Here is a 24,409-nt window from a genome sequence, read left to right as displayed (position 1 = left end):
AGTCTTTCTTGAAAAGAATCGATTAGTTGCCTGCAGCAGCAGCGGCACCTCTTGCAGCACGAGTCAGCTTAACGGCGCATACAACAGCTTCTTTGGCATTCAGCAATTCCAATCCTTCATATTGCAATTCGCCAACTTTAACAGTCTTACCAAGTCCCAAGTGGGCAACGTTGATAATCAGTCTTTCAGGAATTACGTTATACAAAGCTCTTACTTTCAGCTTACGCATCTGGAGTACCAGCTTACCACCGGCCTTAACACCTTCTGCCAAACCTTCCATCTGTACCGGAACTTCCATAACGATAGGCTTAGCCTCGTCAATTTGATAGAAGTCAACGTGCAGGATAGTATCCTTTACGGGGTGGAATTGGATATCTTTCATGATAGCGTTTACTTTCTTGCCATCAATCACCAAGTCAACTACGTAGATGTGCGGAGTGTAAACCAAGTTACGCAGACCCTCTGCAGGTACAGTGAAGTGAACATTTTCACCTGCACCATAAAGTACGCAAGGTACACCGTTGTTTTTACGAATAGCTTTCAAAGCTCTTGCTTGTTCCGAAGAACGTTCTGCAATAGTTCTTGCAGTTCCTTTTACTTCAATTGATTTCATTTTAAAAATTTTTGTGTTACTCTAAATTAAGTAAATTTTTTGCTTAATTCACCATCACACGATGTGGCTTGCCACACGATGTTGCAAAAAAGCGGTGCAAAAGTACAGCTTCTTTTTGAATTATCAAAAGGTTATAACTTAAAATTCAATGTCTATCTTGATTTCTCCTTCCAATGAAGACGCTTTTTCCTCTTTCGGCAGTTCTTCTTTTCCCGTTTCGGGACTTTCAGCCTCTTCGTCAGTGGTATGTCTTGTATAGCAGCCTTGCTGTTCCTGGATGAAGCCGATGGCTTGCTGAAGTCCGTTCATGAACTTTTCAAAATCCTCTTTGTATAGAAAGATTTTGTGCTTTTCGAAACTTACCTGCGAGTCGTCTCCTTCGCCCATCACAATCTTCTTGCTTTCCGTGATGGCGAGAAACATTTCGTCTTTTCTGTTTTTCTTGACGTCTAAATAGTAGATGCGCTTACCTGCTTTGATGGATTGGGAGAATACAATCTCCTTGTCATTCATGTCCGCTGCGTTTTTCTTCTTAAAGTCTTCCATATTATAATAGGTCTCAATTTTGATATTATCACCTTAAAACTCGTATCTCGTAGCTTTTAGCTCTTTATCGGGCTCAAAATTGACGATTTTTTTTAAACTGTCAAAAGAAAAAGACCGGATAATCAATATCTGCATTAAAAAATGTGATTTATTTATGTAAACTCATTAAAAATGCCTACTTTTGCGCCTTGTTAAAACACTAGTATTTACTTTAGAATTATGATCAACAGAGTTCTTATTCGTCTTAAGATTATACAGATTGTATATGCTTATTATCAGAATGGCAGTAAAAATTTAGACTCAGCGGAGAAAGAATTGTTCTTTAGCCTTTCAAAGGCATACGACCTCTACAACTACCTGCTGATGCTGATGATAGCTTTGACGAACTACGCACAAAAACGTATTGATGCGGCAAAAGCTAAGCTGGCTCCCACTGCCGAGGAGCTGTATCCCAACATGAAATTTGTGGAAAACAAGTTCATAGCCCAGTTGGAAGTGAACAAACAATTGACGGAATTCATTGCCAACCAAAAGCGCACGTGGGCCAATGATGAAGACTTTGTCAAGGGATTGTATGAGAAAATTGTGGAATCAGATATATATAAGGAATATATGGCTTCTTCGGACAATTCTTACGAATACGACCGTGAATTGTGGAGAAAGCTGTATAAGACTTTTGTCTTCAACAACGAAGCCTTGGACAATGTGCTCGAAGACCAGAGCCTCTACTGGAATGACGACAAGGAGATTGTGGATACTTTCGTACTGAAAACCATCAAGCGCTTTGAAGAGAAGAATGGTGCCAATCAGGAACTTCTACCAGAGTTCAAGGATGAGGAAGACCAGGAATTTGCACGCCGTTTGTTCCGCCGTGCCATCTTGAACTGTGACTATTACCGTCACCTCATCAGCGAGAATACGCGTAATTGGGACTTGGACCGTGTAGCCTTTATGGATGTTGTAATCATGCAGTGTGCCTTGGCCGAAATATTAAGTTTCCCGAACATTCCGGTGAGTGTTTCGTTGAACGAATATGTCGATATTGCCAAAGTTTACAGCACGGCCAAAAGTGGCAGCTTCGTGAACGGTACATTGGATGGAATAGTTAATCAATTAAAAAAAGAAGGTAAGTTAACGAAAAACTAATACCTTTGTTTAATAATAGAAACCAAAACTGAGTATTTATGAACTTAATGACTGTATTCTTCCTGCAGGCTCCCGCTGCAGGCCCTGCCGGTGGTGGTAGCATGATGTGGATTATGCTGATAGCCATGTTCGTTATTATGTATTTCTTTATGATTCGTCCTCAAAACAAGAAGCAAAAGGAAATAGCAAACTTCCGTAAATCGCTTCAAGTGAATCAGAAAGTAATCACAGCTGGTGGTATCCATGGTGTTATCAAGGAAATCAACGACAATGATGTGGTGCTTGAAATCGCTTCTAACGTTAAGATTCGTATAGACAAGAATTCTATTTTTGCTGCAGCTGCTGATGCGAACAGCAGTCAGGCATCTAAATAATAGAAATGTGAGCCTATGTTTGAACGTAGGAACATACAACGTACATATCTGAAGATATCAAGAGAAGTGAAGGACTTTCTGCTTAGCGATAAAAGCAGGGAGTTCTTCATTTTTTTGTTTTTTTTCTTTGTAGCCGGTGGCTTCTGGCTCTTGCAGACCTTGAACAACGACTATGAGGCGGACTTTTCTATACCGGTGCGGCTGAAGGGAGTGCCCAATAATGTGGTGATTACCTCTGAACCTGCTTCAGAACTCCGTATCAAGGTAAAGGATAAGGGAACGGTACTGCTCAACTATATGTTGGGAAAGAGCTTTTATCCCGTTATTCTCGATTATGCCGATTATAAGGGCGTGGATAATCAAGTAAGGATATATCCCTCGCAGTTTGAAAAGAAAGTGCTGAACCAGCTGAATGCCTCTACCCGCCTGCTTTCCATGAAGCCGGATACATTGGAGTACATCTATTCGACGGGGGCCTCCAAACTGGTGCCGGTGAAGCTGCGCGGCACGCTGAGTGCCGGACGTGAGTATTATCTTTCGGATACGATATTCAGTCCCGATTCCGTATTGGTGTATGCGCCGCAAGGCGTGCTGGATACGATTGCTGTTGCCTATACGCAACCGGTGAAGCTGGAAGATATATCGGATACCTTGAGGCAGCAAGTCCCCCTGCGTATCCAGAAAGGTGTGAAGTTTGTGCCTTCTTCCATTGAGATGATGCTTCCGGTGGATATTTATACGGAAAAGACAGTGGAGGTGCCGTTGCGTGGCGTTAACTTTCCTGCCGACAAGGTGCTGCGCGCTTTCCCTTCCAAGGTGCAGGTCACGTTTCAGGTTGGTCTGAGTCATTTCAGGCAGATTAACGCTGATGATTTTCATATTTACGTGTCCTATGAGGAACTGCTCCGTCTGGGTTCCGACAAGTATACGGTAAAGATTAAGAATCTGCCGAAAGGGGTGAGCCAGGTACGCTTCAATCCGGCACAAGTGGATTTTCTGATAGAGCAAGTTTCTCCTGATTATGGCGATTAAGATAGGTATAACCGGTGGTATCGGTAGCGGAAAGAGTACGGTATCCCGGCTGCTGGAGGTATTGGGTGTTCCCGTCTATATCTCGGATTTGGAAACGAAGAGGTTGATGGTTTCCGACTCATTTATCCGCGAGGAACTGTCAGCTTTGCTTGGTGCGGAAGTGTATGCCGGTGGCACGCTGAACAAGCCTTTGTTGGCGTCTTATCTTTTCGGCAGTCCGGAGCATGCCAAAGAAATCAACTGTATTGTGCATCCTCGTGTAAAGGAGGATTTCAGGCGGTGGACACAATGCCGCACCGCTTTTCCCATTGTCGGTATAGAATCGGCCATTCTGGTCGAAGCGGGGTTTGCGGGTGAAGTGGATGCTATTGTTATGGTCTATGCGCCCGAAGAGGTGCGCATTTTACGTGCCGTCCGGCGGGATGCTTCCTCGCGCGAATTGATAGAAAAGCGTATCCGTAGCCAGATGAATGACGAAGAAAAGCGTAAATATGCAGATTTTGTCATTGTAAATGATGGCGAAACCCCATTGATTCCGCAAGTTTTAGAGCTAATCGGTTCGCTATCTGAAAAAATGCACTATCTGTTACGCAAATAGGCATCTCCTTAACAATAAAAATAAGCAAGCTTATTTTGTATTGTCTTCGGCTTACATTATCTTTGCCCCCCGAAAAAAATAACTACTAATCATCAAAACAGAATATATTATGTTGAAGACTATTTTGTCCATTTCCGGTAAACCGGGATTGTATAAGCTTGTTTCTCAGGGAAAAAATATGTTGATTGTAGAGTCGCTTGCAGACAAGAAACGTTTCCCTGCCTATGGTAATGAGAAGATTACTTCTTTGGGCGATATCGCCATGTATACAGATACGGAAGATGTTCCTTTGAAGGAAGTGCTTCTTTCCATGAAGAAAAAGGAAAACGGCGCTGCCGTAGTGATGGACTTAAAGAAGGCTACTGCCGACGATTTGCGTGCTTACCTGGCAGAGGTATTGCCTACCTTCGATCGCGACCGCGTATATCCGTCCGACATCAAGAAATTGATTGTTTGGTATAATTTGCTGGTGGCAAGCGGTATGACGGATTTTGAAGAAACTCCTGCGGCAGAAACGAAGGAGGAAAGCAAGGCCGAGTAATCGGAGAAGGATTGAAATACAAAATAAAAGAGGCGATTCTCAATAGTCGGGAATCGCCTCTTTTATTGGGGGGATACGGATTGCTTTTAATTTCTGAAAACCAGTCCGTCGTCAGTGGTATTGGCATCCACTGTAATAGGCTTGCTGCGGTCTACTTCCTGGGACAGCAGCTTCTTCGACAAGTCGTTCAGCAAATAGTGCTGTATGGCACGTTTCACCGGGCGGGCGCCGAATTCAGGGTCATAACCTGCATTGGCAAGGAAGTCTATGGCGGCATTTGTCAGAACAAGTTCCACACCGTTACCGGAAAGCATCTTCTGCACACTCTTGATTTGGAGCACCACAATCTGCTTGATTTCGGGCTCTGTCAGTGGCAGGAACATGATGGTTTCGTCGATACGGTTCAGGAATTCCGGGCGGATGGTCTTTTTCAGCATATTCATCACTTCCTTCTTGGTTTCCTCTACGATTTGCTCCTTATTGCTACTGTTGAGCTTCTCCATCTGGCTTTGGATATAGCCGCTGCCCATGTTGGAGGTCATGATGATAATCGTATTCTTGAAATTGACCGTACGTCCTTTGTTGTCCGTCAGACGTCCGTCATCCAGCACTTGCAGCAAGATGTTGAATACGTCCGGATGCGCTTTCTCGATTTCATCGAACAGGACGACAGAATACGGTTTCCGTCTTACGGCTTCTGTCAGTTGTCCGCCTTCATCGTAGCCCACATATCCCGGAGGCGCTCCAACCAGACGGGAAACGCTGTGTTTCTCCTGATACTCGCTCATGTCGATACGGGTCATCATCGTCTCGTCGTCAAAGAGGAACTCCGCCAGCGCCTTTGCCAATTCCGTCTTACCTACACCGGTGGTTCCCAGGAAAAGGAATGAGCCGATAGGACGTTTCGGGTCTTGCAATCCGGCACGGCTGCGGCGTACGGCATCGGATACGGCCTCGATGGCTTCGTCCTGCCCGATAACACGCTGGTGCAGTTCCGCCTCCAGATGCAACAGTTTGTCCTTTTCGCTTTGCAGCATCTTGCTTACCGGTATGCCGGTCCAGCGAGATACTACGTCGGCGATGTCTTCAGCGTCCACTTCCTCTTTAATCATGGCCTTGTCACCCTGCATCTCGTGCAGTTTTTGCTGCGTTTCTTCAATCTCCTGGTTCAGCGCTTGCAGTTTGCCGTAACGGATTTCGGCCACCCGGCCATAGTCGCCTTCCCGTTCTGCTTTGTCGGCCTCGAACTTCAGGTTCTCTATTTCCACCTTATTCTGCTGGATTTTGTTGACAAGGGTCTTTTCACTTTGCCATTTCGCTTTGTACGAGTTTTCCTGCTCCTTCAGCTCGGCAAGTTCTTTGCCGATTTGTTCCAGTTTGGGCTTGTCGTTTTCGCGCTTGATGGCTTCACGTTCAATCTCCAGTTGCTTTATCTTACGCGAAATCTCGTCCAGCTCTTCCGGTACGGAATCGACCTCCATACGCAGCTTGGCGGCGGCTTCGTCCATCAGGTCGATAGCCTTGTCCGGCAAGAAACGGTCGGTGATGTAACGGTTGCTCAACTCTACGGCGGCAATGATGGCATCGTCCTTAATCCGTACGTGGTGATGGTTCTCATAACGTTCCTTCAGACCACGCAGAATGGAGATGGTGCTCAGCGTGTCCGGTTCGTTCACCATGACAATCTGGAAGCGGCGCTCCAACGCTTTGTCCTTTTCGAAATACTTCTGATATTCATCGAGGGTAGTGGCCCCGATGCTCCTCAGTTCACCGCGTGCCAGGGCGGGTTTCAGGATGTTGGCGGCATCCATGGCGCCTTCGCCCTTGCCTGCACCCACCAGGGTGTGGATTTCATCAATGAAGAGGATGATGTCTCCTTCGGACTTCTTCACTTCGTTGATAACGGCCTTCAGGCGTTCTTCAAATTCGCCTTTGTATTTGGCGCCCGCCACCAGTGCACCCATATCCAGGGAGTAGACTTGTTTGTTCTTCAAGTTCTCGGGGACGTCTCCACGCAAGATACGGTGGGCAAGTCCCTCTACGATAGCTGTTTTACCGGTACCCGGTTCACCGATAAGAATCGGGTTGTTCTTGGTACGCCGACTCAGAATCTGCAGGACACGCCGTATCTCTTCGTCACGGCCGATGACGGGATCCAGTTTGCCGCTGCGGGCTGCTTCGTTCAGATTGATGGCATACTTTTCCAATGACTGGTAAGTGTCTTCGCTGGATTGTGAAGTTACTTTTTCTCCTTTTCGCAGTTCGTTGATGGCTTCCCGCAGTTCGCGTTCCGTCATCCCGGCATCTTTCAGAATGGTGGATGCAGTGCTTTTCACATTCAGCAAAGCCAGCAGTACCGGTTCCAGGGAGACGAATTCATCACCCATTTCCTTGGAATATTGGGTGGCCTTCTGGAACACTTCGTTCGTTTCACGGCTCAGGTATGGCTCTCCGCCGGATACCTTGGGCAGAGAATCAATTTGCTTGTCCAGTACAAGTGCTATCTGCTGACCGTTCATGCCCAGCTTCTGGAAGATGAAGTTGGTGACATTTTCACCCACTTTCATCACGCTTTGAAGCACATGCACGGGCTCGATGGCTTGCTGTCCACGGCTTTGTACCAGGTTCACAGCCTCCTGCACCGCTTCTTGCGCTTTAATGGTAAAGTTGTTAAAGTTCATATTTTGTTCTCCTTTCTATTTTATCAGTTTCATAACACTTGGGAAGGCGCAAAAGATTTGCCATTGGCACATTTCGGACAAATTGTCTGCATATAAAATATGTAAAATGACAAATTGTCTGTAAACCAGTCGTTTTGTTTCTTTCTACTTCTTTAGATAAGAAGTTGGAGCAAAGTTCCTTTTCGTATTAAACTCTATTGGTTAAAGAGAAGGGCAAATAAGGATGTCATGCATGAGATGTGCATCTCATGTAGTACGAGGTGTACATCTCATGTAGTACGAGATGCACATCTTATGTAGTGAGGGCCTATATGTTTTAGTAGCTAAGTCTTCGTGTTCCAGCTCCAAGGTTTCCGTGTTGCGGGGGAAGGATATTCTCTTTCCGCTTCGGAGATATAGATTAATTGCTTGGGATGATACAAGTTATTGATAAATTTGTCGTACTTTTACTGCTTCAAAGTTTTGTGCTTTCTGTGTGGTAGATTTTCGGAGCTCCGCTTGCAGAGGAGCATTATGTATAATCACGTATTAAAATAGAAGATAATGGAGGATAAGATAAAGTTTCCGGCAAATGTGATATTGATAGATGTTGCATTTCTGAATGAAGTGGTATATGGTGCAAAGAACTTTTTGGAAGGTAAGTTGGGACGGAAGCTACCCGATGTTGACCTGCCGGCATGGTTGAGCTATCTGGCATTGGACGCCGGCTTGAGAGAACAAGAAAATGAGGTGGAAGTGTTGCTGGTGCATACTCCGGCAGCGGACGTGCTGAAGTGTTGTGAACCATCCGATGTGAATAAACTGAATCACCAGGCATGCCGTACGCCGTTGGGCGAATTTACATTTTCTTCCGTCACCTCTTCTGGTTTAGTCTCTACCGAAGAGTTGTTTCTTGACCTGATGAACCTGGCGCTTGATTCTGCAGATGTGAAGTGTTTGATGTTGTTGCCTTTCCATCAGGTATATGGTAATAGAGTGGAGGAAAAGCTGGCGGGTTTCTTCAAAGACAAGAATGAAGAAGAACGGGGCAAAGCTGTGTATTTCATTACGGAGGAACCTCTGAGCCCGGTGTATTGCCGCCTGGAGCCGGTGTTTTATTCTTTGGCGCATGCTTTCGGCATCAAGTCTGACGAGTTATAGGATATAAGAAGTATATGAGTGATTTCCGTTTAAAAGTGTTTCAGTCTGTTGCCAAGAACTTGAGTTTTACAAAGGCTTCGCAAGAGTTGTTTGTTAGTCAGCCGGCTATAACCAAGCATATCCAGGAGCTGGAGGCCACTTATCAGACGAGGCTTTTCGACCGGCAGGGAAGTAAAATCAGTTTGACCGAGTCGGGCCGGCTGCTCTTGGAGCATTGCGAACGGATATTGGAGGACTATAAACGGCTGGAATATGAAATGCACTTGTTGCATAACGAATATATTGGCGAACTCAAGTTGGGAGCCAGCACTACCATTGCGCAGTATGTGCTTCCTCCGTTGCTGGGCAGTTTTATCGGCAAGTTTCCGCAGGTCAACTTGTCCTTGCTCAATGGAAATTCCCGGGAAATAGAAGCCGCTTTGCAGGAACACCGCATTGACTTGGGATTGGTGGAAGGGGTTTTCCGCCTTCCCAATCTGAAGTACACTACTTTTCTTGAGGATGAACTGGTAGCGGTAGTCCATTCCAAAAGCCGTTTACAATTGCCCGAAGAGATTACTCCCCAGGATTTGCTCGCTATTCCTTTAGTGCTTCGTGAGCGTGGTTCTGGTACGTTGGATGTGATAGAACGCTCGCTCCAGAAGCACGGCGTCAAGCTTGCCTCACTCCATGTACTGATGTACCTGGGTAGTACCGAAAGCATCAAGCTCTTTCTTGAAAACTCCGATTGCATGGGAATCGTGTCTATCCGTTCCATCTGCAAGGAACTGGCTGCAGGCACTTTCCGCGTGGTCGAGATAAAGGATATGCCCATGCTTCGCGACTTCTGCTTTGTCCAGTTGCAAGGGCAGGAAGGAGGATTGTCACAAGCCTTTATGAACTATATGTTTATGTCCCGATAACAATAAGTTATAGTCTATAAGTAGAAACGATTGGCGGGTGTACTAAAATAGAACTACCTTTGCACCCGGAAAATTAAGGAATAAACATTAGTAATATAGTAAAGTAAACAGTATGGTTTCAAATCGAGTTTTGGCTAAAAGCATTAATATGCCTTTTCTTCAAAGTAATAATAAATTTATTTATGTATCTCTTCTGGTTGTCCTCTCCTTCTTTCTGCTGCTGGATTATGTGCCCGGTATGCATGCCTATTCGGCGTGGGTCACTCCACCGTTGGCGTTGTTCTTGGGGTTGGCCTTTGCATTGTTGTGTGGGCAGGCACATCCGAAGTTCAATAAGAAGACTTCAAAGTATCTATTGCAATACTCTGTTGTAGGGTTAGGATTTGGAATGAATCTGCAGGCTTCCCTGGCTTCGGGCAAGGAGGGAATGGAGTTCACGATTATTTCTGTAGTGGGGACATTGCTCATAGGCTGGCTCATAGGACGTAAGTTCCTGAAAGTGGACCGTGACACTTCTTATCTTATCAGCTCCGGTACGGCTATCTGCGGAGGCAGTGCCATTGCGGCTGTGGGTCCGGTATTGAAGGCAAAGGACAGTGAGATGTCTGTGGCATTGGGCACCATCTTTATATTGAATGCCATTGCATTGTTTGTTTTTCCGATGATAGGCCACGCTTTGAACATGAGCCAGCATGAGTTCGGCACATGGGCGGCCATTGCCATACATGATACGAGTTCGGTAGTGGGAGCAGGTGCCGCATATGGCGAGGAGGCCCTGAAGGTGGCAACGACTATAAAGCTGACACGTGCCTTATGGATTATTCCTTTGGCTCTGGTAACTTCGTTCATCTTTAAGAGTAAGGGACAGAAAATCAGTATTCCCTGGTTCATCTTCTTCTTTGTGCTGGCTATGATTTTCAATACTTATGTGCTGGGCACTACCGAAACGGGTGCCATGATTGGGGAGGGAATCAATTCTTTGGCCCGCAAGACGCTGACTATCACTCTGTTCTTTATCGGTGCCTCTCTGTCACGTGATGTACTGAAGGCAGTAGGCATCAAGCCCTTGATACAAGGCACCTTGTTGTGGATAGTGATTAGTGTGAGCACGTTGGCATATATCTACTTGTTCTGATTACATCGGTCCGGCAGTTTTTGAAGTATAACTTCCGGTTGAAGAAGACGGTAGGATTTTTGTAATGTATTTCTTTCCTCATTGGATATATAGACGAATACACATCTCGGGATGACCGGGGTGTGTATTTCTTTTGACAGTTAGTTTACTTTTTTGATGATAAAGTCGAAAGAGGTGAAGAATTGAGGGTGCTTACCGATAGATATGGGAAGAATAATGGTAATGGAGGAATTCCTCCCTTTCCGAATCTCTTTCTTGTTGTATATTCGAGAGTTTGCTTTATTTGCCGTATAAGTTGTCACGCCAATCTTTTGGCTTGTTTCTGCTTGACTTTTTATAATTGCCAAGGGCGTTTCCGCTTCTGCCAGTATGGGGTATTTGACTTCTGAGCTTCTTCCATCCACAATGAATTGCATATTTTTCCAGTTTATTCGGATATCTTCTGAAGAGTTGTTGCGAATTATAATTTCCCATTGGGAGTCATTTGGAATGAACTTATAAGTAACCCCATCTTTTGTATACTCTAATTTTCCTTTTTGGTTCTCCAGCCATTTAAAGGATACTTGGCATCCTGTATCAACGTATTGTGCAGATAAAGTGGTTGGAAATAGGAGAAACAGCAAAATGGCCAGCTTATTTTTCTTCTTATATTTCCGGTAGTCATTGTATATCCATAGCATAATAAAAATAATGCCGATAGGGATGGCTATGAGAATACATGTCAGTAAATTCATGATGGCAGATATTATTTGTTTGTTTATATGAATATGTTGCAAAAGTATCATAAAATATTTGATAAAACAAACAAATTATGAATAAAAAGAGTGGCGTATACAGACAAATTGGTATTGGTGTTCCTTATAATATGAATGATTAATTTGTATCTTCATATAAATGGAAAAAAGTAATATATACATCGGAGAGATAATCAAGAACGTGATGCTTGAACAGCAAGTTACCAAGGCGGAACTTGCACGAAGACTGAAAGTTAAGCCTCAAAGTGTAGACTATATGCTTACGAGAAAAAGTATTGATACGGATACGTTGTATAATGTCTCATGTGCCTTGAACTACGATTTTGCTTTGTTGTATTCCATTCATAAGGAACAGATAAATTATGATACGTTAGAGCAGGAGTATAGGCTCTCCACAGCGAAAGTGTTGGTGGAGCTTGAGCTGAAGCCTGAAGACATTGCGAAATTGAATCTTAAAAAGCGGATTGCTGATGTCTTGAAATAAACGCATTCTTGGGCTGGTGCTATTGGTGTTTTCATTTTTTCCCATTTTTTCTTCCTGGTCGTGTAACAAAATCCTTTCCCCCTACGTCTGAAGGGTATAAACAGAAATCTACTATTGATAAATAGCCCATGGACGCTGAAAGTTTTAAAAAAGAGTTTCTGCCATATCATCGCAAGCTGTACTGCATAGCTTATAGGCTGTTGGAGAATGCTGCCGACGCTGAAGATTTGGTGCAGGAAGCTTATCTGAAGTTGTGGGACAAGCGGGAAGGACTGGCCATTATCAGTAATCCGGAAGCATTCAGCGTTACTCTGGTGAAAAATATGTGCTTTGATTTGCTTCGTTCAGGAAAGTATACTTTGAGCAGACAGAGCGTGGAGTTGGCCGAAGTGCATAATGTGTCTCAAGCAGATAACTTTGAAGTGCGGGATGAAGCGCAGCAGGTAAGGCACATCATTGCCCGTCTGCCGGTGCAACAGCAGAAAATAGTAACGTTGCGTGATGTCAAGGGATGTTCTTATGAAGAGATAGAGCAGGTCACGGGATTGAATGCTACCAATGTCCGTGTACTGTTGTCCCGGGCAAGAAAAAAGATACGTGAGGAATTTAATAAATGGAGTAACTATGAAAGTCGAGGAAATTGAAAGGCTGCTCGCCGAATTTTATGAAGGGAATACCAACGAGCAGGAAGAAGAGTTGTTGAAGGAAGCTTTCAGAACCGAAGAAGTGCCCGAGCACTTGCAGAAGGACAAGAAACTCTTTCTCAGCTTTTTTCCCGGGGAAGTGGTGGATAATGTTCCCGCCGGATTGGAGGATAAACTGAGCCGGATGATTGATGAAAAGGCTGAAGAGGAACAACGTTTTTTCCACCGGAACAAGGCCAAACGTAATTGGCGCTGGATAGGAGGTATTGCTGCCACCATTCTGGTTCTTGTAGGTGTAGGTTATGGCATTACGAACATGGGAGAGGATATGCGTCCTCCTACACCTCAGGACACTTTCTCTGATCCGGAAGCTGCTTATAAGGCATTGCAGGCCACTTTAATCGAGGTGTCTGCGAATCTGAACAAGGGAATTGAACAGATAGAGGAAACGCGGATAGACGTAACGAAGGTGAACCAGGAAGTAAGAAAAGAAATTCAACAATAATCTGATATGAAAACAATGAAAATGATTTTGGCAGGTGTACTGCTGATGTTGCCTTTGCTTTGCCAGGCACAGAAGAACCTATTCAACAAGTATGGAGATATGAAAGGCGTGTCGTCCGTCTACATATCCAAGGCAATGATAGAAACGAATCCCAACTTGTTTACTAAAGATGTTTATATTGGGAAAGTGTCCGGACAGTTGAACTCTGTGCAGGTACTTTCTACAATGGATAATAATGTAAAGAAAGAAATGCGTAAGGATCTTCGTTCTTTGGTGCAGTCTTCCAGATATGAATTGCTGATGAAGCAGAAGGGAACAGTCTCCAGTTCTGAATTCTACATGAGCCGTAAAGGGGAAAAGGTGAAGGAGCTGATTATGATTGTAGATGGTGCAGCCACTCTGAAATTTGTTTATTTGGAAGGTGATATGACTTTGAAGGATATACAGAATATCATGATGTATCAGAATACCAGCTGGAATGGTAACAATGTGAATATACAGCTTCCGGATATAAACTGGGCTGAGATAGAGAAGCTGAAGAACCGCGATTGGCTTGGAGAATTGAAGCATTCGCAAGAACTGGCATTGAAAGGGCTGGAAAATGTAGCTAAACTGAAAGACAACAAGTATCTGAAAGAACAAATGGATACCGATACATGGAAACGTTTTGAAAAAAGCATGGAGACTTTGGAAGAACGTTTGGAAAAGATGGAATAGGAAGCGGTAACCTTTTAGGGAAACTTGCCAATAGAATGTTTTGTTTTTCTATTGGCAAGTTTTTTTGTTATTTGTCTTTTCTCAATTCTGCAAAGATAAGCCCTTCAAGCTCTTCTGCCAGTTCCGGATTGTCAAGGATGACCTGCTTGGCGGCGTCGCGTCCCTGGGCAATTTTCGTCTCGTTATAGCTGAACCATGAGCCGCTTTTCTTGATGATGCCAAGCTCTGCACCCAAGTCAATGATTTCGCCTGCACGGGAGATGCCTTCACCGAACATGATGTCGAATTCCGCTCTACGGAAAGGAGGAGCTACCTTGTTCTTCACAACTTTCACTTTGGTCTGCTTGCCGATTACTTCATCGCCGTTCTTGATGGCTTGGCTTCCACGGATGTCAAGACGTACGGAGGCATAGAACTTCAGTGCATTACCGCCGGTAGTTGTTTCGGGATTGCCGAACATGACACCGATTTTTTCGCGCAACTGGTTGATGAAGATGCAGGTGGTGCGTGTTTTGCTGACAGCTGCCGTCAGTTTACGCAAGGCTTGTGACATGAGCCGGGCTTGCAGACCTACTTTGTTGTCACCCATATCGCCTTCAATTTCAGCTTTCGGGGTTAAGGCAGCCACAGAGTCCACTACAATGATGTCAATAGCGGAGGAACGGATCAGTTGCTCTGCGATTTCCAGTGCTTGTTCGCCATTGTCCGGCTGTGATATCAGCAGATTGTCCACATCCACACCCAGTTTTGCTGCATAGAAGCGGTCGAAAGCATGTTCTGCATCAATGAATGCGGCAATGCCTCCTGCCTTTTGCGCTTCGGCGATGGCATGAATGGCAAGGGTTGTCTTACCGGAAGATTCCGGGCCGTAAATCTCGATGATACGTCCGCGGGGATATCCTCCCACACCAAGAGCCACATTGAGGCCGATGGAACCTGTGGGAATAACTTCTACTTGTTCGACGCTTTCGTCGCCCATTTTCATGATAGAGCCTTTACCAAAGCTCTTTTCTATCTTGTCCATGGCAGCCTGCAAGGCTTTCAGTTTTTCGCCCGATGCCAGATTGCTGCCATTTTCAAAATTCAGTTCGTCTTTTTTTGCCACGTTGTTAATGTTTAATGATTATAAAATTTGTGCCGCATGGTCTTTGGTCTTCACTTCTTTCGGAGTGATGATGCGCTCTACAATACCTTCTTCATTAATGATGAAAGTTGTGCGGAACGTTCCCATATATTTGCGGCCATACATGCTTTTTTCGCCCCATACTCCGAATTGTTCTACCAGCTTCTTGTCGGTGTCTGCAATCAGGGTAAAAGGCAGATTGTTTTTCTCAATAAATTTCTGGTGTGACTTTTCGCTGTCCACACTGACGCCGATGACTTCATAACCGGCTTTGCGCAGGTCGGCATAATTATCCCGCAGGTTGCAGGCTTGTGCCGTGCAGCCGGATGTCATGTCTTTGGGGTAGAAGTAAAGTACAATCTTCTTTCCCTTATAGTCGCTCAAGCGGATTTCTTCACCTTTTTCGTTGATACCCAATACTTCGGGTGCTTTATCTCCTATATTCACTTTATTAATGTTTAATGATTAGTGGATAATGATTAATGTTTAATCATTAATTTCAAACTTCCAAGTCTCCGTCGATAATCTCATGCCAAGGCAGGCCTTGTTTGTTGAGCTGTTCCATGAACGGGTCCGGATTGAATTCTTCAACATTCCATACACCCGGTTTTTTCCACAATCCCTTGAGGAACATCATGGCACCAATCATGGCGGGCACACCGGTGGTATAGCTTACGCCCTGCATACCGGTTTCCTTGTAGGCCTCCTGGTGGCTACAGTTGTTATATACATAGTAGGTACGCTCTTTGCCATCCTTTAGTCCGCGGATGCGGCAACCGATGGATGTTTCGCCTTCGTAGTTTTCGCCCAGGTCTTGCGGGTTGGGGAGGACGGCTTTCAGGAATTGCAGCGGAACAATCTTCATGCCGTTATATTCCACTTCGTCTATGCGTGCCATGCCGATGTTCTGGATAACGCGCAGGTGGGTTAGATACTCTTGTCCAAACGTCATCCAGAAGCGTGCACGCTTGATGGTGGGGAAATTCTTCACCAGAGACTCCAGTTCTTCGTGATAAAGCAGGTAGGAGTCGCGCGGACCGATGTTCGGATAAGTCAGGTCTTTGTGGATTTCCAGCGGCTTGGTTGTCACCCATTCTCCGTTTTCATAATAGCGGCCGTTCTGTGTAATCTCACGGATATTGATTTCCGGATTGAAGTTGGTGGCGAATGCTTTATGATGATTTCCGGCATTGCAGTCTACGATGTCCAGATATTGTATTTCGTCAAAATGATGTTTGGCGGCGTATGCAGTATAGATGCCGCTCACTCCCGGGTCGAAACCGCAACCGAGGATGGCGGTCAGTCCGGCATCTTCGAAGCGTTTCTTATAGGCCCATTGCCAACTGTATTCAAAGTGGGCAACATCTTTCGGCTCATAATTGGCGGTATCCAGATAGTTGACTCCACTTTGCAGACAAGCCTCCATGATGGTGAGGTCTTGGTAGGGGAGGGCTACGTTGATGACGATTTCGGGTTTGAAACTATTGAAGAGTGCTACCAGTTCGTCCACGCTGTCGGCATCTACCTGGGCGGTTTTGATGTTCGGGTTACCGATTGCCTTGACAACAGCGTCACATTTGGACTTGGTGCGGCTGGCTATCATGATTTCTGTAAACACATCAGGATTTTGAGCCACTTTGTGCGCAACAACGGTACCTACACCGCCTGCACCGATAATAAGAACTTTACCCATTTCTTTGTACTATATTATTATATTAGGTTTATAAAAAATACGGAGAGCAAATATAAGGGTTAATTCTTAGATAAACATTAAAATCCTGCTAAATACTTTGAGGTAAATGCTTCAAATATTAAACAAATTACTTGCATTTGGGTTATTTTCTATATATTTGCCCCTTGAATAAATTAACTTAAACAACGAATAACAATGAAAAAAGTATTTGTTTCCCTATGCATGGCAAGCGTGTTGATGGGCTTGTCTTCTTGTGCATCAACCAAAAATGCCGCAACTCTTTCTTCCATCAGCGGTGAGTGGAATATTATTGAAGTGAATGGTACTGCCGTAGTCCCTGCTCCGGGTCAGGAATTTCCCTATATCGGTTTTGACACAAAGACTGGAAAAGTATTTGGCAACAGTGGTTGCAACCGTATGATGGGTTCGTTTGACGTGAATGCCAAACCCGGCACGATTGACCTTGGCGCTTTGGCAAGTACCCGTATGGCTTGTCCGGATATGACTGTAGAAAATAATGTGTTGTCGGCTTTGAACAAAGTGAAAAAGTATAAGAAGCTGGGAAAGGAAAATATAGCTTTATGCGGTGCTTCCAATCGTCCCATAGTCGTGTTGCAGAAGAAAGAGTCCGTTTCCAAGTTGTCTGATTTGGAAGGAAGGTGGATAATTAGTGAGGCTGCGGGCGAGGCTATTCCCGACGGAATGGAGAAGCAGCCGTTCATTGAATTTAATATTGCAGAAAAGCGCTTGCACGGCAATGCGGGTTGCAATCTGATTAACGGCGCTTTCCAGGTTGATGATGAAAATCCGTCGGCAATCTCTTTCCCGCAAGTTATCAGTACCATGATGGCATGCCCTGATATGGAGGTGGAAAGCCGTGTGCTGAAAGCCTTGAATTCCGTTCAGTCTTTTGGCAAGCTGGCAGGCGGAGGCATCGGGCTGTACGATGCTGACAATAACCTGGTGATGGTGTTGGTGAAGAACTGACAAGATAGGTTGAAATAATAAAGGCTCTTACAGAAATAATCTGCTAAGAGCCTTTTTTGCATCTTGACATAAAAAGGTCTTTTACTTTTTCTTTAATCCTGCGCGTATCCGGCTCAGGGATTGCGGAGTGATGTAGAGATAAGAAGCCAGATACTTGAGCGGTACATCCTGCAGCAGTTCCGGATTCTCTTCCATCAGTGTCATGTACCTTTCTTTGGCAGTGGGAGGGGTGCCGTAGGCTACTGTGGAACTGTCTACCGACAGAATTTCCCGTTCAAAGATTCTTCTGCCGAAGTTGGCCATGTCTATGGAATGCGAAAAAAGGGCTTCCAGCTCAGGCTTACTGATACAATAGGCGATGCTTTCATTCACTGATTCGATGTTGATGAGGGAAACCTCGCTGTCCACATATCCCCACGATGAGAAAGCTGTGTCGCCCGGTGCGGCGAACCAAAGGGAGTTTTCCGTGCCGTCTGTCAGGTAGTAGGCGCGCCAGATGCCTTTCTTCAAAAGATAGAAGTTGCTGTTCCTTTCCCCTTCGCTGATAATGAGTTCTCCCTTGCTGAAACGAACTTCTGCCATGTGTGACAGAAGTTCGTGCAAAGTGTTTTCCGGTAGTTTATACTTCTTGCAGAATTTCTTTATCATAGTTTCCATGCTGCAAAGATAGTGTAAACCGAAGACAGGACTTTTATGCTTGCATGAAAAAGTTATGTTGGGGTGCAGCCCATCTTGTCTAAAGATACGGATTTTTCTTTATGTTCCTTTTTCCCGGATATGTAAATCACGAGGATAAATAGGGTTGTCAGCATTTCTGCAAGAGGAGTGGCAAGCCAGATTCCCCGGTCTCCCAATAGCAGGGGCAGTCCGAAAAAGCAGGCTGTCAGCAGGATAAAACCACGCAGCAGGGTGATAACTGTGGCATACTTGGCACGCTCCACACTCTGGAAATAGCCGATGGATACGATGTTGACGGCAAAGAACACGAAGCCGGTGGCATACAAAGGCAACCCTTTTACCGCTATGTCATAAGCCGGATAACTGCGGTCTATGAACATGCCGACAATTTCAGGGCTGCAGAATATTGTGGCCAGGGCAAAACATACCCCGCAGCCTATGGCCGTTTTCAGTGCCAGCAAGTAGGCGCGGCGGACACGTTGGCTCTCGTTCAGGCCGTAGTTATAACTGATAATCGGCTGCGCCGACTGCGCAATGGCATTATATACCATAAATATAATAGGAAAGAAATAGCAGGCAATGCTGAATGCCGCCACTCCGTCTTCCTTCAAATAATGGATGAACACCTGGTTGCCGACAAACATCATGCAGGCAATCGCCACCTCGCACAAGAAGGCGGAGGAACCCAATCGGCACATATAGCCAATGTTGCGGCGCATCAGTTGCATGCTTTTCCGGCTCATCTTAATGGGGTGAAAGCGCAGTGCGCACCGGCGGCGCATCAGATAGAATACTATCATCAATGCACCTACCGTGGTACCTATGGCACTTGCCAGTGCGGCACCGAACATTCCCCAGCCAAAGGGGAAGATGAACAGATAATCCAATAGGATGTTCAGAACGGCAGCCACCACATTGCACATCATGGCGAAGTTGGGCGAACCGTCCAGCCTCAGAAAAAACATACCCGAATTGAGCAATGCCGTGAACAGAGAGAAAGGCACAAACCAAAGCATGTATTCCACAGCCAATGGCGTGAGCCGTTCGGACCCTCCGAGCAGCTTTACCACCTGCGGGGCAAATGAACAGAATAGGGTGGAGGTGCACATCAGCAACAAGGAAGATATGACTACCGACTGCGTGATATTGATGCGTGCCACCTTGACCTTTCCGTGTGACAGATGAATGGAGGCTACCACAGAGGCGCCGACGCCGAACATAAGTCCCACACCCGTAGAAAACAACCATAGCGGTGCCACAATGTTGACCGCCGCCAAAGCATCACTGCCGATTCCTTTTCCGACAAAGATGCCGTCGGTGATAACGAATAGTGCGGAGAAAATCATCCCCAGTACAGTAGGGAGCAATAGTTTGCGGAACAATGTCTTGATGTCCGTGTTCTTGAAGTCGATACTGTCTCTCATTTTTTCCATACTCATCTTATTTATTTCTTTAATATGTGAAAACCAATCATTTCCGTTGCTACGATTAAGCCCAATGTTAACTAATCCTTAATCGTTCCACTATGGTGGAACGATATTTCCCTCGTGGTGGAATGATATTTTCTCCACGGTGGAACAATATTTCCTCCATGGAGGAACGGTTAAAGGTATGCAAGGGAAATGATTAATGTTGTTCATGTTTTATCATCTCTGATTCGGGCGACAAAAGTAGAGCTTTTGAATGGAATGGAAATTAACAAATGGTAATTTCCGACAGAAAAAATGATTTTAATTCTGCCAAACTGACAGATAAACTGCCACAAGTATAAATCTGCGGCTGCTCTGAACAATTTGGCACAACGTTTGTCTTTTTATTGGCGTCTGCCACTGAGGCGGACGTCGAAACAGAATAATAACAAATAAAAAAATAACGATCATGGGAAAAATTATTGGTATTGACTTAGGAACAACAAACTCTTGCGTTGCAGTATTCGAAGGTAACGAACCTGTAGTAATTGCAAACAGTGAAGGCAAGCGCACCACTCCTTCAGTAGTAGCATTTGTTGATGGTGGCGAACGTAAAATCGGTGATCCTGCCAAGCGTCAGGCTATCACGAACCCCACCCGTACGGTTTTCTCCATCAAACGTTTCATGGGCGAAAACTGGGACCAGGTACAGAAAGAAATCGGCCGTATGCCTTATAAAGTAGTAAAGGGTGACAACAATACTCCGCGTGTAGACATCGACGGACGTCTCTATACCCCGCAGGAAATCTCTGCAATGATTCTGCAGAAGATGAAAAAGACTGCCGAGGATTATCTGGGACAAGAAGTGACAGAAGCTGTAATTACCGTCCCCGCATACTTCTCAGACTCCCAACGCCAGGCTACGAAGGAAGCCGGTCAGATTGCAGGTCTTGAAGTGAAGCGTATTGTGAACGAGCCGACTGCCGCAGCTCTTGCTTACGGTATTGACAAGTCTCACAAGGACATGAAGGTTGCCGTATTCGACCTTGGTGGTGGTACATTCGATATCTCTATCCTCGAATTCGGTGGCGGTGTGTTCGAAGTATTGTCAACCAACGGTGACACTCACCTGGGTGGTGATGATTTCGACCAGGTAATCATCGACTGGCTGGTTCAGGAGTTCAAGAACGACGAAGGTGCCGACCTGACTCAAGACCCGATGGCTATGCAACGTCTGAAGGAAGCTGCTGAAAAGGCTAAGATTGAACTGTCCTCTTCTACAAGCACTGAAATCAACTTGCCGTACATCATGCCGGTAGGCGGTGTGCCCAAGCACTTGGTGAAGACGTTGACCCGTGCCAAGTTCGAGGCTCTGGCTCACAACTTGATTCAAGCTTGTTTGGAACCTTGTAAGAAGGCTATGAGCGATGCTGGTCTGAACAATGCGGACATCGATGAAGTAATCCTTGTAGGTGGTTCTTCACGTATCCCGGCTGTACAGAAGTTGGTAGAAGACTTCTTCGGTAAAGTTCCTTCCAAGGGTGTGAATCCGGATGAGGTAGTAGCCGTAGGTGCTGCCGTGCAGGGTGCCGTTTTGACGGACGAAATTAAGGGCGTTGTGTTGCTGGATGTTACTCCGCTGTCTATGGGTATCGAGACTATGGGTGGTGTGATGACGAAGCTGATTGATGCCAACACTACCATCCCCTGCAAGAAGAGCGAGACATTCTCTACTGCTGCCGACAACCAGACGGAGGTTACCATCCATGTATTGCAGGGTGAGCGTCCGATGGCTGCACAGAACAAGTCAATCGGCCAGTTCAACCTGACAGGTATTGCTCCGGCACGTCGCGGTATTCCTCAGATTGAGGTGACATTCGATATCGACGCCAACGGTATCTTGAAGGTGTCTGCCAAAGATAAGGCTACCGGTAAGGAACAGGCTATCCGTATCGAAGCTTCCAGCGGTTTGAGCAAGGAAGAAATCGAAAAGATGAAAGCCGAAGCCGAAGCCAATGCCGAAGCAGATAAGAAAGAGCGTGAGAAAGTAGACAAGTTGAACCAGGCCGACTCTATGATTTTCCAAACCGAAAATCAGTTGAAGGAACTCGGCGACAAGCTCCCTGCCGACAAGAAGGCTCCGATTGAAGCTGCTTTGCAGAAGCTGAAAGATGCCCATAAGGCTCAAGACCTGGCTACCGTAGATTCTGCCATGGCCGAACTGAATACGGCATTCCAGGCTGCAAGTGCTGAAATGTATGCCCAGAGCGGTGCTCAGGGTGGTGCACAGGCTGGTCCTGATATGAATGCAGGTCAACAAGGCGGTGCTCAGGATAATACAAAGCATGGCGATAATGTGCAGGATGCTGATTTTGAGGAAGTGAAGTAAGTTGCAATAGGTGATTTTATAGAAAAAAGAGGCGTGTAATCCATTAAGTTGCACGCCTCTTGTGTTTTTGAATTTCAAGTCAATCTTATATACTTATTTTTCAGTTTGAGGATTAATGACAATGCGCCAATAGCCACCAAAGTCCGCACCTTCACGAGATAAGATACCCATAGACCGCAATTTTGCAATTTGTTTTTCTACGGCACGAGAACTTATACCAATCTTGTAAGCCATAGTTTCGGCTGACATAGGAGGATCGGAAATGACGAAATCGATAATCTTCTGTGCTGTCTTTCCTATGTTTTTAGGGGCATCTGTGCTCTCTCCGAACCTTGTCTCCGAACTTTTGTCGTTTACACCGAACATTTTCGCATTTACACCGAACTTTTCGACCGAACTTTCTTCGTTTGCAGGATACTTTTTGAGGGGACTGTTTACCCTTTCGGCCACTTCTTCTACGGGTATTCTTTCGTTCTTTCCCCAATTCAGATTATAGAATGTAGTGAAGAAAGAAGATGCTTCCGTATTGGCAAAAGCCGACACGGATTTAAGCCATGACTTCACTTTCTTACGTTCCAACATTTCCTTGAAATCATAAGCTGAACATTCCGTTATCAATGTATTGTTGCGTATCTGCATCGTTTTCTTTTTGTTGTTCGGGATAACTCTCTAATATAGTTTACAAAAGTAAGGATAAAACCGAGGAATTGGTTAACCCCCTCGTTCCCTTTTGATTTTCATGCATTTACATTACGTAGTTTATAACAGTTATTTTATCTTTTCTTTATAACACTATTCACTACCCGTATAGAGGAAACCAGTTTATTGGTGGAAGTAAATACGTCCACATTCCACACATGGGATGAACGCCCTTTATGAACGATGGTTGCCACTGCCCTTACGGTATCTCCTTCGTGTGCAGAAGAAATATGATTTCCGCTGACTTGCATTCCCACGACAATCTCATCAGGTTCGCAGATAATCATGGAGCCGAGCCCGGCAACGGTTTCTGCCAAGGCAAGGGTGGCACCGCCATGCAGAATGCCGAAGGGTTGGCGGGTACGGTAGTCGACCGGCATGGTTGCTTCTACGCGCTCATCCGAAGCGTATGTGTATTGAATGCCCAAGTTTCCCATCAATGCGTGTCGTGCCCGTTCGTTCAGTAAATCAAGAGGCACCTCTGCTGCACGCACTTCTGCCAATATTAGTTTTTCTACGGCCAGGGCCACTCCATCTTCTTCATTCGATGCGGTCACATAGTCTGCACAGACCTTTACAGAATCTTGTGAATGTCCCATAGCTACCCCCATGCCGGCCAATTGGAGCATGGTCACATCGCATACGCCATCTCCAACGGCAATGACTTCTTCCCGTGTTACTCCCAAATGCTCTAATAGGGCGCCTAACGTATTCGCTTTATTGACTCCGCAGGGCACCACCTCTAAAAAGTAAGGCTCGGAACGGAAAGCATCCAGAGTACCTGCCAGGCGTTTTTCCCAATGTTGTTCCAGCCCTATCAGAGCTTTTTCCTTGTCACTCACCAGCATGCACTTGCAAGGTGCGAAGTCTATGGCAGTAGAGAATTCATCTTCCTTGATTATCTTCAAATTGTTTAGCAGGGCTTCATTCTTTATATATTCATTGTCCGGACTATCCGTAATGAGGGTATCATCGTGGTAGGTGAAGATGGCAAAGCCGTTCTTGCGGGCTTTCTTTTCCAGATAAGGCAGCATTTCCGGATTGATGCGTCGTTCAAACAATATTTCTCCGTTCTGTGCTTTTATTATCTGGCAACCGTTATAGGAGAGAACAAACCCTCCATAATTGCCGAGTTCGAGGGTTTTGGCCAGTGGCATCAATCCATAAGTCGGCCTACCGGATGCCAAAACTATGCGCACTCCCATTTGCTGGACCTTTAGCAGAGCAGCTAATGTCCTTTTACTAATTTCTCTTTCATCATTGAGTAGCGTTCCATCTACATCAAGAACCAATAACTTATATTTCATGGCAACTCGATTTTGGGGTTATTATGTTACAAAGTTAAAAAAATGACTGTTAAAACGGTAATATTCGTTTTATTGTTTACTGAAACTTCTTTTATTTATCCTATCTTTGTCCACGTTTTGTTCCGCGTTCTCTATCCGGAGAAGCGGATGAAAAGGGAATCGGGTGAAAGTCCCGAACAGTCCCGCTGCTGTGAGTTCCATGCTCGGTGTATCATACTTGTGCCACTGTTCTTCGGAAAGAACGGGAAGGCGATGTACCGGGAACGAGTCAGAAGACCTGCAAAACAAAGTCGAAAAATTGTCCATTCGAG

At 45.3% G+C, this 24,409-nt stretch carries 24 protein-coding genes, 1 pseudogene and 1 riboswitch; of the genes and pseudogenes, 14 read left to right on the top strand and 11 right to left on the bottom strand.

The features are described 5' to 3' along the window. Window positions 1–22: 22 nt before the first annotated feature. The gene (locus DWY55_RS12615) at window positions 23–613 is read right to left on the bottom strand and encodes a 50S ribosomal protein L25/general stress protein Ctc (RefSeq protein ID WP_005831799.1); all 591 of its coding nucleotides are present in this window, start codon (window positions 611–613) and stop codon (window positions 23–25) included. A gap of 138 nt (window positions 614–751) precedes the next feature. Continuing rightward, window positions 752–1,159: a PUR family DNA/RNA-binding protein gene (locus tag DWY55_RS12610; RefSeq protein ID WP_005831798.1), complete on the bottom strand. Its 408-nt coding sequence runs from the start codon at window positions 1,157–1,159 to the stop codon at window positions 752–754. Between the two features lie 219 nt (window positions 1,160–1,378). Between DWY55_RS12610 and nusB the strand changes: the two genes are divergently transcribed. From nusB to DWY55_RS12585, 5 genes are all read left to right on the top strand, one after another. Continuing rightward, a complete protein-coding gene (gene nusB, locus DWY55_RS12605; protein WP_005831796.1) occupies window positions 1,379–2,305 on the top strand; it encodes a transcription antitermination factor NusB in 927 nt (308 codons plus the stop codon). 38 nt (window positions 2,306–2,343) lie between these two features. Further along, the gene (yajC, locus tag DWY55_RS12600) at window positions 2,344–2,679 is read left to right on the top strand and encodes a preprotein translocase subunit YajC (RefSeq protein ID WP_005831794.1); all 336 of its coding nucleotides are present in this window, start codon (window positions 2,344–2,346) and stop codon (window positions 2,677–2,679) included. A 15-nt stretch (window positions 2,680–2,694) separates the two neighbouring features. Further along, on the top strand, window positions 2,695–3,711 hold the full coding sequence (locus tag DWY55_RS12595) for a YbbR-like domain-containing protein (RefSeq protein WP_005831792.1): 1,017 nt from the start codon (window positions 2,695–2,697) through the stop codon (window positions 3,709–3,711). Then, window positions 3,701–4,309: a dephospho-CoA kinase gene (gene coaE / locus DWY55_RS12590; protein ID WP_005831790.1), complete on the top strand. Its 609-nt coding sequence runs from the start codon at window positions 3,701–3,703 to the stop codon at window positions 4,307–4,309. The genes DWY55_RS12595 and coaE overlap by 11 nt, the downstream gene beginning before the upstream one ends. 109 nt (window positions 4,310–4,418) lie before the next feature. After that, a complete protein-coding gene (locus tag DWY55_RS12585) occupies window positions 4,419–4,850 on the top strand; it encodes a DUF5606 domain-containing protein (protein ID WP_005831788.1) in 432 nt (143 codons plus the stop codon). 86 nt (window positions 4,851–4,936) lie between these two features. Here DWY55_RS12585 and clpB read toward each other — a convergent pair whose 3' ends face one another. Next, entirely contained in the window at window positions 4,937–7,531 is a 2,595-nt protein-coding gene (clpB, locus tag DWY55_RS12580) for an ATP-dependent chaperone ClpB (protein ID WP_005831786.1), read from the bottom strand. Between the two features lie 543 nt (window positions 7,532–8,074). On the opposite strand from clpB, the gene DWY55_RS12575 reads away from it, so the two are divergent. The 3 genes from DWY55_RS12575 to DWY55_RS12565 all read left to right on the top strand — a co-directional run bounded on the left by DWY55_RS12575 (window position 8,075) and on the right by DWY55_RS12565 (window position 10,708). Continuing rightward, entirely contained in the window at window positions 8,075–8,671 is a 597-nt protein-coding gene (locus DWY55_RS12575; RefSeq protein WP_008665415.1) for a DUF6621 family protein, read from the top strand. Window positions 8,672–8,685: 14 nt separating this feature from the next. Further along, complete coding sequence (locus DWY55_RS12570) at window positions 8,686–9,573, top strand: LysR family transcriptional regulator (RefSeq protein ID WP_057252305.1); 888 nt, start codon at window positions 8,686–8,688, stop codon at window positions 9,571–9,573. A 112-nt stretch (window positions 9,574–9,685) separates the two neighbouring features. Continuing rightward, the gene (locus DWY55_RS12565) at window positions 9,686–10,708 is read left to right on the top strand and encodes a YeiH family protein (protein WP_008665419.1); all 1,023 of its coding nucleotides are present in this window, start codon (window positions 9,686–9,688) and stop codon (window positions 10,706–10,708) included. Between the two features lie 140 nt (window positions 10,709–10,848). On the opposite strand, the gene DWY55_RS12555 is transcribed toward DWY55_RS12565, so the two are convergent. Then, window positions 10,849–11,442, bottom strand: a complete 594-nt coding sequence (locus tag DWY55_RS12555; protein ID WP_117878423.1) for a hypothetical protein — start codon at window positions 11,440–11,442, stop codon at window positions 10,849–10,851. A gap of 160 nt (window positions 11,443–11,602) precedes the next feature. Here DWY55_RS12555 and DWY55_RS12550 point away from each other — a divergent pair, with 160 nt between their 5' ends. The 4 genes from DWY55_RS12550 to DWY55_RS12535 all read left to right on the top strand — a co-directional run bounded on the left by DWY55_RS12550 (window position 11,603) and on the right by DWY55_RS12535 (window position 13,813). Then, window positions 11,603–11,947 (top strand): hypothetical protein, encoded by a 345-nt coding sequence (locus DWY55_RS12550; protein WP_008665423.1) that lies wholly within the window; start codon window positions 11,603–11,605, stop codon window positions 11,945–11,947. A gap of 128 nt (window positions 11,948–12,075) precedes the next feature. Next, window positions 12,076–12,591 carry an RNA polymerase sigma factor gene (locus DWY55_RS12545; RefSeq protein WP_055288525.1) on the top strand — a complete coding sequence of 172 codons (516 nt, stop codon included), beginning with the start codon at window positions 12,076–12,078 and terminating at the stop codon, window positions 12,589–12,591. Beyond that, window positions 12,572–13,096 (top strand): hypothetical protein, encoded by a 525-nt coding sequence (locus tag DWY55_RS12540; protein ID WP_005832693.1) that lies wholly within the window; start codon window positions 12,572–12,574, stop codon window positions 13,094–13,096. Before DWY55_RS12545 ends, DWY55_RS12540 begins: the two co-directional genes overlap by 20 nt. 6 nt (window positions 13,097–13,102) lie before the next feature. Then, complete coding sequence (locus DWY55_RS12535; RefSeq protein ID WP_057258657.1) at window positions 13,103–13,813, top strand: DUF4252 domain-containing protein; 711 nt, start codon at window positions 13,103–13,105, stop codon at window positions 13,811–13,813. 67 nt (window positions 13,814–13,880) lie between these two features. Here the strand turns inward: DWY55_RS12535 and recA are convergent, their stop codons facing one another. Genes recA through DWY55_RS12520 form a run of 3 tightly spaced genes read right to left on the bottom strand, consistent with a single transcriptional unit; the run spans window position 13,881 to window position 16,629 of the window. Further along, a complete protein-coding gene (gene recA, locus DWY55_RS12530) occupies window positions 13,881–14,918 on the bottom strand; it encodes a recombinase RecA (RefSeq protein ID WP_005831765.1) in 1,038 nt (345 codons plus the stop codon). An 18-nt stretch (window positions 14,919–14,936) separates the two neighbouring features. Then, window positions 14,937–15,383, bottom strand: coding sequence for a thioredoxin-dependent thiol peroxidase (gene bcp / locus DWY55_RS12525; RefSeq protein ID WP_057258658.1), 447 nt, complete (start codon window positions 15,381–15,383; stop codon window positions 14,937–14,939). 52 nt (window positions 15,384–15,435) lie between these two features. Beyond that, a complete protein-coding gene (locus tag DWY55_RS12520) occupies window positions 15,436–16,629 on the bottom strand; it encodes a saccharopine dehydrogenase family protein (protein ID WP_005831761.1) in 1,194 nt (397 codons plus the stop codon). 195 nt (window positions 16,630–16,824) lie between these two features. Between DWY55_RS12520 and DWY55_RS12515 the strand changes: the two genes are divergently transcribed. Next, window positions 16,825–17,616 (top strand): META domain-containing protein, encoded by a 792-nt coding sequence (locus DWY55_RS12515; protein WP_009038130.1) that lies wholly within the window; start codon window positions 16,825–16,827, stop codon window positions 17,614–17,616. Window positions 17,617–17,697: 81 nt separating this feature from the next. Here the strand turns inward: DWY55_RS12515 and DWY55_RS12510 are convergent, their stop codons facing one another. Further along, the gene (locus DWY55_RS12510; RefSeq protein ID WP_005831755.1) at window positions 17,698–18,273 is read right to left on the bottom strand and encodes a Crp/Fnr family transcriptional regulator; all 576 of its coding nucleotides are present in this window, start codon (window positions 18,271–18,273) and stop codon (window positions 17,698–17,700) included. 53 nt (window positions 18,274–18,326) lie between these two features. Then, the gene (locus DWY55_RS12505; protein WP_034529672.1) at window positions 18,327–19,727 is read right to left on the bottom strand and encodes an MATE family efflux transporter; all 1,401 of its coding nucleotides are present in this window, start codon (window positions 19,725–19,727) and stop codon (window positions 18,327–18,329) included. A gap of 445 nt (window positions 19,728–20,172) precedes the next feature. On the opposite strand from DWY55_RS12505, the gene dnaK reads away from it, so the two are divergent. After that, entirely contained in the window at window positions 20,173–22,092 is a 1,920-nt protein-coding gene (gene dnaK, locus DWY55_RS12500; RefSeq protein ID WP_005831748.1) for a molecular chaperone DnaK, read from the top strand. 93 nt (window positions 22,093–22,185) lie between these two features. Here the strand turns inward: dnaK and DWY55_RS12495 are convergent. Both DWY55_RS12495 and DWY55_RS12490 read right to left on the bottom strand, forming a co-directional pair. Continuing rightward, a pseudogene (locus DWY55_RS12495) lies at window positions 22,186–22,620 on the bottom strand (HTH domain-containing protein); the annotation flags it as partial. 245 nt (window positions 22,621–22,865) lie between these two features. Next, window positions 22,866–24,098, bottom strand: coding sequence for a Cof-type HAD-IIB family hydrolase (locus tag DWY55_RS12490; RefSeq protein WP_005831746.1), 1,233 nt, complete (start codon window positions 24,096–24,098; stop codon window positions 22,866–22,868). Window positions 24,099–24,198: 100 nt separating this feature from the next. Beyond that, window positions 24,199–24,398: riboswitch (cobalamin riboswitch) on the top strand. Window positions 24,399–24,409: the final 11 nt, after the last annotated feature.

The sequence above is a fragment of the Bacteroides sp. AF25-38AC genome, from assembly GCF_003602995.1.
Taxonomy (GTDB): domain Bacteria; phylum Bacteroidota; class Bacteroidia; order Bacteroidales; family Bacteroidaceae; genus Bacteroides; species Bacteroides uniformis.
This window is presented reverse-complemented; position numbering and strand designations above follow the sequence as displayed.